A 7,863-nucleotide genomic window follows, 5' to 3' on the forward strand; every position below is an offset into this window, starting at 1 on the left:
GATCTATCTTATAAGTTTTACATAATTTTATCCAAGTTTCCTGATCACTTAAACAAAGTAAATATTTCAAGACTCCATTAATAAAATCTTCTTCGTTGATTAATTCTAATTTTGTTTCAATATTTTGAAAACTATTATGTATTGTTTTACGATTATTATCATAAATATTCTGAGTTTCTAGAAATTCAGGACTATAAAAATAAGAATTAATAAACTCCTCAAATAAATTTTTAATTATATGTTCTTTTTCTTGTTTCATTTTATTTTTTCCTTATTATGTGACTAAAATTTTCTCTTTAACTATAGATTCTAAAATTTCAATCTCTTTGGGTTTTAAGTATCTATAACTTTGGGGAGGAGTAAAATTTTTAATCTTCTGTTTAAGTTTAATCAGTTTAGCAGTATTATCAAACTTATGTACTTTTGTTATAAAAATAGCTACTCCTATAGATGCGCTTTTGTAATAATCATTAAAATCCTTTTGTTTGATGTGAGCTTTATTTTTAATCTTATCCCAAAAATTCTTTTTTTGTTTAGGAAGATTTTCAAATATTTCAATACTTTCCACTTCAAAAAAACCAGCTATTACTTGCTGAGGGGAAGACACATAAACTAAAACTATGTCCCCAGGTTTTAAGCGAGTTCTAGTTTTTCTCAATTCAACTGTTTTTTCACCGTCGAGAATTTTCTGTGCATATTCTGGTTTAATCGAAATAAGAAGGAAATTTTTATACATAATTTTTTAATTATTTACCTTTCATTCCCTGCTTATAAATTATAGCAAACTTTTCATTATTAATATAGGTAGAAGATGTGAAAGTTGTTTTACTTTCAAGTATTTTTTGTGCATCTTTTAAACTAACTGGGTATTCAAATAGTTCAGTATCACTAAACTTAATTGCAATAATTTCTTTCTGTTCATCGTTCTTAGCAACTTCAAGAATATTAGACAATTCATAAATTCCCAAATGACGATATTTACGATGTAGTTCTTTTGGAGTACCAATAATAACTTCATCTAGTCTAGAACAAGCTCTAATACGACCAACATTACAAAATTTTCTGCTATTACTACCACTACTTACATACCATAAAATTCGACCACTTATACCTGGAATTAATTGTTTAGGGGAGCTTTTAGATTTATAGTATACTGCCTCTCTGTTAAGAGCTAGTTTTATTTGACTAAAACCAAATAAAGTTTGTTCAGCTAATCTTTGATCAAACAAATCAGCAGCCCATTTAGGTTTAATTGGTATGATAAAATTATTAATATCATGATCAATAATTTTTAGAGGAAACAAGTAGCGTTCAATCAGTAAAATATTTTCTGCATTTAAGTTATTTATTGTAAGATTTTCTGAGAACTTTTGAAAAAAGTAAGTTAATTCTGGTAATTTCTCTTCTAATTTATTTAATTGTTCTGCAATATTCGTCTTTGTGTCAATCAAAGACAAATTTAATTTTGATAATTCATTATTTGTTTCTATAAAATAGTCTTCTTGAATCATATTAATTATTTCATCTTGAAGGTATTTATCGGTAATTTTAGTTAATTGTCGTCCCTCTTGTGCTGATATAGAAATACTTGTAAATAACAAATGTCTTGCTACTGTTTCAGCAAGATAATGTTTACTTATTCTAATCATAGTAATTTCTAGATGTTCTTTTTTAATTCTGTTATAGACAATTAAAGCTATTGGTTCGTTGTCTTCATCTTTAATTATTAAGCACTCATGAGTATCTTTCTGAAAAATAAAATTTCTAAGATTTTCTAAAAAATATTGCTGTTCTTCTTCTGAACAATTATTAACTAAATCATGTTTCAGTTTGTTTACTTCCTCTAGACTGATAGGAAGTTGTTTTAATGAGTGAATTCCTGCAAAAAGTCTGGACTGATAATTTTTTTGTTGTTCAATATCATCAAAACGTTTTATAAAGTCATTAGGACTTATGAGAATAACTTTAAATTCTTCATAGAATTGGTCAGATAATTTCAAAATATCTACATTGTTAGTCAAAATTATATTAATCCCTGAAGCAAGAGATTGTACAATATGACGAAGATAAGATTCATCTATTAGTAAGTTATTTTCCTGAATAAGTGACTTGATTGATATTAAGAACTTTTGATATTGCTTATCTGTATAATTAATGCAACTCAATTGAGAAAAAATATTTCGGATAGATTTTCTTTTTTGATAATCATTTATTTGATTAATTTTATTTAAAATTTCCTTGCTAACCCACATTTCTATGTTAGGCTCAAGCCAATCAGCTAATAAAACTTTAGAATCCTTACTTTTTTCTTCTTGAGGTTTAGATGAATGATTATGTAAATAAATTTCTTGAAATATAGAGTAATCAATAATAATAGATAACTTTGATTCAGATTTTTGATCATTTATCAGTGACAATAAATTAGGATGGCCGTAGTCTAACCACCAATATGTAAGGAGTTTTCCTTTTGTTTTTGCTTTTTTATCATAGACAGCACAAAAACCTAGTTTGAGCCACATATTATCGATACCATAATCACGACGACATCGCAATTCTATCCCCCTATATTGAGATGTTATACTTTTTAAATAATTTAAGAGTTGTTTCGCGATTCCTTGTCCTCTATAATTATTTTTAATACATAAATGTATAATACTAATTCGATTATGACTCTTAACATTTCTGTACATTAAATAACCCATAAACTCTCCACTATCAGAAAGAGCAACTAAAATCTGTTTTTTTCTTGCTTTTTCCTCAAAAGCACCCTTAGAAAAGAAGCCTAAAGTAGCTTTGTTTGAATCACCAAGCTTATTTACTTCAGGTAAATATGGAGAGGTTTCGTTGATAGCTTTAATTAGTACCATAAGTTAAATATTATTGATATAATGAACAAAAAAACTGAGTTTCCTTTCAATAAAGCAAGACGAGTTACAATTGAAGAAAATAAGAAATTTAGACAAGCTATTTATGAACAGTTTGGGATAAAGTTTAGAGAACAAAAAACAATCAAACAAGATGAAGATGATAAGAAATAAAGAAAACGCTGACTATTAATTATTTATCTTCATTCTCTACAGTTTTCAGTAATTATAATAAAGCTTTGATTGATTTTTTATCAGTTTGATGCGATCAAACTTCTGCGGATGTAGAGACTAACTCCTGCAAAATCTTCTCACTTTTTTCAAAACCGATAAACTCCTCTTCTTTTGCTTCTATAGCTTTTATACTTAACATTATATCTTCACAAAATTCTAAATAATCATCAATAGAATTATAAAACTCTTGAACAGCTTCTTCAATGGTTTCTCCTTGAAATGTAACCACGTCTTTAATATTAACAACACGACTAAAAAATATACCACTGTCAAGATCAATCTCAATATGACCTTGATAACCTTTATAACTCAATTTTTTTTGCATTTTTGTTCTTGAAATGATTAACCCTACATTATTTATTTTACCCTCAAACCCAGTCCTGTAGGGGTTTAATAGCATTCAAACAGTCTAACTTTAACTGTTGCGCAATAGAAAAACTGGGTACAGAGATTGAATGAACAAAATTATGGTTAAAACGCATCCTTAAAATGCAAAAATCGAATGCAAACTAACATTTTGTTACATTAGCTACAAAAATTCTCGTATTGTGAGGTTTAAATTAATGACAACTCGACCAAAAGGAGGGTTTTAATAGTGGTGCAGAGTACCCAACCTAAAAAGAAAGTAAAATTAAATAAATTTGAAAAGCTGAAAGCGGAAAAAGATGGACTCGATATCAAAGACCAACTAGAACACTTTGCCCAGATCGGTTGGCAGGCCATGGAAAAAACCGATCTCGAACTTCGCCTTAAATGGGTGGGCATTTTCTACCGTCCCGTCACCCCTGGCAAGTTCATGTTACGTCTGCGGATGCCTAATGGTATCCTCACCAGCGAACAAATGCGGGTTCTCGGCAATATTGTACAACGATATGGGGCGGATGGAAACGCTGATATCACTACCCGACAAAACCTGCAACTGAGGGGTATTCGTCTTGAAGACATCCCCGACATTTTTAACCGTCTCCAAGAGGTTAACCTGACATCTATGCAGTCCGGAATGGATAATGTCCGCAATATTACGGGTTCACCCATGGCCGGTTTAGATGCAGATGAACTGATCGACACCCGTGAGTTAGTACAGAAAGTACAGGACATGATTACTAATCACGGTCAAGGTAATTATGACTTTACTAACTTACCCCGAAAGTTCAATATTGCCATTGAAGGGGGAAGGGATAACTCGGTTCACGCTGAAATTAACGATATTGCCTTTGTTCCTGCTTACAAAAAGGGTGAATTAGGGTTTAATGTCGTGGTTGGTGGCTTTTTCTCTGCTACTCGTTGCGATGCTGCTATTCCACTCAATGCTTGGGTTCCCCCAACAGAAGAAGCAGTTGTTGAATTATGCCGTGCCATTTTAACCGTATTTCGGGATCATGGTTCAAGAGGCAACCGTCAAAAAGCCCGTCTTATGTGGTTGATTGACGAATGGGGCTTAAATAAGTTCCGTGAAGAGGTAGAAGGAGTATTAGGTTATAAACTGGAGACAGAAGCGGAAAAAGACGCTATTGACTGGGATAAACGGGATCATATTGGTGTATTCCCCCAAAAACAAACCGGTTTAAATTATGTAGGAATGCACGTCCCTGTGGGTCGTTTATACGCTGAGGATATGCTAGACTTCGCAAGAATGGCTGAAGTCTATGGAAATGATGAAATTCGCCTCACTGTTGAGCAAAATGTCATTATTTCTCATATTCCCGACGAAAACTTGGAGACATTTCTAGAAGAACCAATACTAGAAAAGTTTAGTATTAGTCCAAAACCATTACAAAGAGCCTTGGTTTCCTGTACAGGAGCGCAATTTTGTAGTTTTGCTCTAGTTGAAACCAAAAATCGTGCTGTAGCTTTGGCTAAGGAACTGGATGAAGCTTTAGAACTGCCCCAAACTGTCCGAATTCATTGGACAGGTTGTCCTAACTCCTGTGGCCAACCCCAAGTTGCAGATATTGGCCTCATGGGTACGAAAGTTCGCAAAGATGGCCAAACTGTCGAAGGTGTTGACTTGTATATGGGTGGAAAAGTCGGGAAAGATGCTCATTTAGGCACTTGTGTGCAAAAAGGTATCCCTTGCGACGACTTACTCCCTGTTTTGACTGATATCTTAATTGAAAATTTCGGTGCAAAACGTCGGTAACAATATGGGTTTAACAGTGTTAAACCCCTACGGAAACTAACTGTTCCCGTTCCCTATTCTCTAACACTTGACTTTCAATCTTATCTAACTATATCGAGAGGAAAACAATTAAAATGCTTGCAGAAATGTGGTCACTACGTGGAAGGTATAAAATACTCCACATGACATGGTTTGCCTTCTTTTTATCCTTTGTAGTCTGGTTTAACCTAGCACCATTAGCAACTCAGGTAAAAGCTGATTTTGGACTAGAAGTCAGCCAAATTAGAACCTTAGCTATCTGTAACGTCGCTTTAACCGTTCCTGCGCGTGTTATCATCGGAATGTTATTGGATCGCTACGGACCGAGAATTACCTATACATTATTGTTGATCTATGCAGCTATTCCCTGTTTAATCTTTGCGACGGCCCAAAGTTTCACCCAGTTAGTGATCGGACGATTAATGTTGGGTATTGTGGGTGCAGGGTTTGTTATCGGTATCCGCATGGTTGCAGAATGGTTCCCCCCCAAAGAAATAGGACTGGCCGAAGGTATTTATGGGGGTTGGGGTAACTTTGGATCTGCTGCTGCTGCTTTTACCTTACCCACCATCGGCGGATGGTTCGCTTTTGGCGCACTTTCCCCAGCAGGTGATCCCCTGCTCAACTGGAGGCTTTGCATCGCTGGAACGGGTATTATTGCTGCGCTGTATGGAATTTTATACTACAATAACGTCCAAGATCATCCCCCAGGAAAAATCTACCGTAAGCCCAAAAGTGCCAGAGGGATCGAAGTTACCACAAAGCGTGATTTTTGGTTCTTAATGGTGATGAATGCGCCTTTATCTGGCATTCTCATGGTGTTAGCTTGGCGGTTAACTAAAGTGGGTTTCTATGGTGTCAATACCATGTATCTTGTTTGGGCCTGTTTGATCGGTTTATATCTATTCCAAGCTTACAACTGTTGGGTGGTGAATAAAGATTTAATGACCGGGAAGAAGCAATATCCAGCTAAAGATCGTTATCGTTTCTCTCAGGTAGCTATTCTGGAATTAACCTATATTGTCAACTTTGGATCGGAGTTAGCGGTGGTTTCCATGCTACCCACATTCTTTGAAGGTACGTTTACCTTAACCCCGGCACAAGCAGGAATGATTGCGTCTAGTTATGCGTTTATGAACTTGATGTCTCGTCCGGGTGGTGGTTTAATCTCTGATAAGTTGGGCAGTCGTAAGAATACTATGGCTGTGTTAACTCTATGTATGGGTATTGGTTATCTGATGATGGGGACTGTTAGTAGCAGTTGGTGGCTACCTGGTGCGATTATTTTAACTATGGCCTGTTCATTTTTTGTGCAAGCTGGAGAAGGGTCAACTTTTGCCATTGTTCCCCTAGTAAAACGTCGTATTACTGGTCAAGTTGCTGGTAATGTGGGGGCTTACGGAAATGTGGGTGCAGTGGCTTATTTAACCATTTTTAGCTTGTTACCGGAATGGTTAGGAGGAGGCAAAGATCCCAGTCCAGCTATTATTGCTCAAGCTAATACGGCCTTTTTCCAGATAATGGGTATTATGGCGGTTATTGTGGCCTTTTTATGCTGGTTTATTCTTAAAGAACCGGAAGGATCTTTTGCTGAACACCATGAAGGGGAAGAAGAGGATCTCGGTTTATCTCCTGTTTCTATGATGGAAAGTGATGCTTCTTTTGATTCTATTTCTAGGGGTTAAGTAAATTTAACGATGTATGTGGGCTTAATAATATTAAGCCCCTACAAAGATTCCCTTGATTTTGACGTTATAATATGAGTAGGTATATTGTTTTGATGCCTTGTATTTACCAAAAAAGTTATATCAGCGAATGAATAATAAAAAAAGAGAAAAAACTCAAAAGGGCAATCCCCATAACCTCACAGTTAAACAACATTGTTTCCCAAAAAAAAGTATTGAAAGATTTGTCTCTGTAGAGAAAAAAGTTGATTTATATATAAAGACTGCTAATAAAAAAACGAGATTAAAAAGTGATAATTCAATTTTCTGTGCGGATAGATTCTGGAGTCATGGTGCAGAACACACTTATATGAAAACCATAGAAGATCAATACCAAAAATTGGCTGATAGACTTGTTGAAGCTAGTCAAAAAACATTAAATAACGAAGATCACAATATAAAGAACTATCAGGGAGAGATTTAACTTCTACTGCAATTCAATGGCAACTTTTTTATTACAGAGAATTTGTGAAAGACACTAATTCGGGAATAATAATAGCAAAAGAAGGTCAATTTATTGTTCCTGATAGCTTTGTGGATAATAGTGGATTTAAAGGGGTATTATAGCAATAGACAGGCTAGTTAGGACACATAAATTATATTTTAAGGGAACAGGGAACAGGGAACAGGGAACAGAAAAATGTCCTAATAGCTTTGGCGACTGCTATACCATTAAATCCTAGTATTCTATTTGTAGCTGATAATCCTGATTGTGAGATCGATAAGCTTGAAGTTAGAGACCTAAATAGGGTTTGCTGAATAAAGGCTAAATCTTCATGATAAAAAGGTTACACCCATATTCGAGCAGGAAAAAAGATCAGCTTCATCGGCTAAAAACCGCGCTTGATTGGTAGACACACCTCACAGTTGCCACGCAAGAACA

At 34.7% G+C, this 7,863-nt stretch carries 8 protein-coding genes; 4 read left to right on the top strand and 4 right to left on the bottom strand.

Going from position 1 to position 7,863, the window contains the following annotated elements:
- From QNJ66_RS25110 to QNJ66_RS25120, 3 genes are all read right to left on the bottom strand, one after another.
- A partial coding sequence (locus tag QNJ66_RS25110; RefSeq protein WP_300511399.1) for a hypothetical protein occupies positions 1-259 on the bottom strand: 259 nt, incomplete at its 3' end.
- 15 nt (positions 260-274) lie between these two features.
- Entirely contained in the window at positions 275-736 is a 462-nt protein-coding gene (locus tag QNJ66_RS25115) for an ASCH domain-containing protein (RefSeq protein WP_300511400.1), read from the bottom strand.
- 10 nt (positions 737-746) lie between these two features.
- Complete coding sequence (locus QNJ66_RS25120) at positions 747-2,867, bottom strand: GNAT family N-acetyltransferase (protein ID WP_300511401.1); 2,121 nt, start codon at positions 2,865-2,867, stop codon at positions 747-749.
- 21 nt (positions 2,868-2,888) lie between these two features.
- Between QNJ66_RS25120 and QNJ66_RS25125 the strand changes: the two genes are divergently transcribed.
- Positions 2,889-3,038, top strand: coding sequence for a hypothetical protein (locus QNJ66_RS25125; RefSeq protein WP_300511402.1), 150 nt, complete (start codon positions 2,889-2,891; stop codon positions 3,036-3,038).
- A gap of 94 nt (positions 3,039-3,132) precedes the next feature.
- Here the strand turns inward: QNJ66_RS25125 and QNJ66_RS25130 are convergent, their stop codons facing one another.
- The gene (locus tag QNJ66_RS25130; RefSeq protein WP_300511403.1) at positions 3,133-3,423 is read right to left on the bottom strand and encodes a hypothetical protein; all 291 of its coding nucleotides are present in this window, start codon (positions 3,421-3,423) and stop codon (positions 3,133-3,135) included.
- Between the two features lie 270 nt (positions 3,424-3,693).
- On the opposite strand from QNJ66_RS25130, the gene QNJ66_RS25135 reads away from it, so the two are divergent.
- The 3 genes from QNJ66_RS25135 to QNJ66_RS25145 all read left to right on the top strand — a co-directional run bounded on the left by QNJ66_RS25135 (position 3,694) and on the right by QNJ66_RS25145 (position 7,404).
- Entirely contained in the window at positions 3,694-5,238 is a 1,545-nt protein-coding gene (locus QNJ66_RS25135) for a ferredoxin--nitrite reductase (protein WP_300511404.1), read from the top strand.
- Positions 5,239-5,351: 113 nt separating this feature from the next.
- A complete protein-coding gene (locus tag QNJ66_RS25140; protein WP_300511405.1) occupies positions 5,352-6,941 on the top strand; it encodes an MFS transporter in 1,590 nt (529 codons plus the stop codon).
- A gap of 130 nt (positions 6,942-7,071) precedes the next feature.
- The gene (locus tag QNJ66_RS25145) at positions 7,072-7,404 is read left to right on the top strand and encodes a hypothetical protein (RefSeq protein WP_300511406.1); all 333 of its coding nucleotides are present in this window, start codon (positions 7,072-7,074) and stop codon (positions 7,402-7,404) included.
- The last annotated feature ends 459 nt before the right edge of the window (positions 7,405-7,863 follow it).

The sequence above is a fragment of the Crocosphaera sp. genome (assembly GCF_030064895.1).
GTDB lineage: Bacteria > Cyanobacteriota > Cyanobacteriia > Cyanobacteriales > Microcystaceae > Crocosphaera.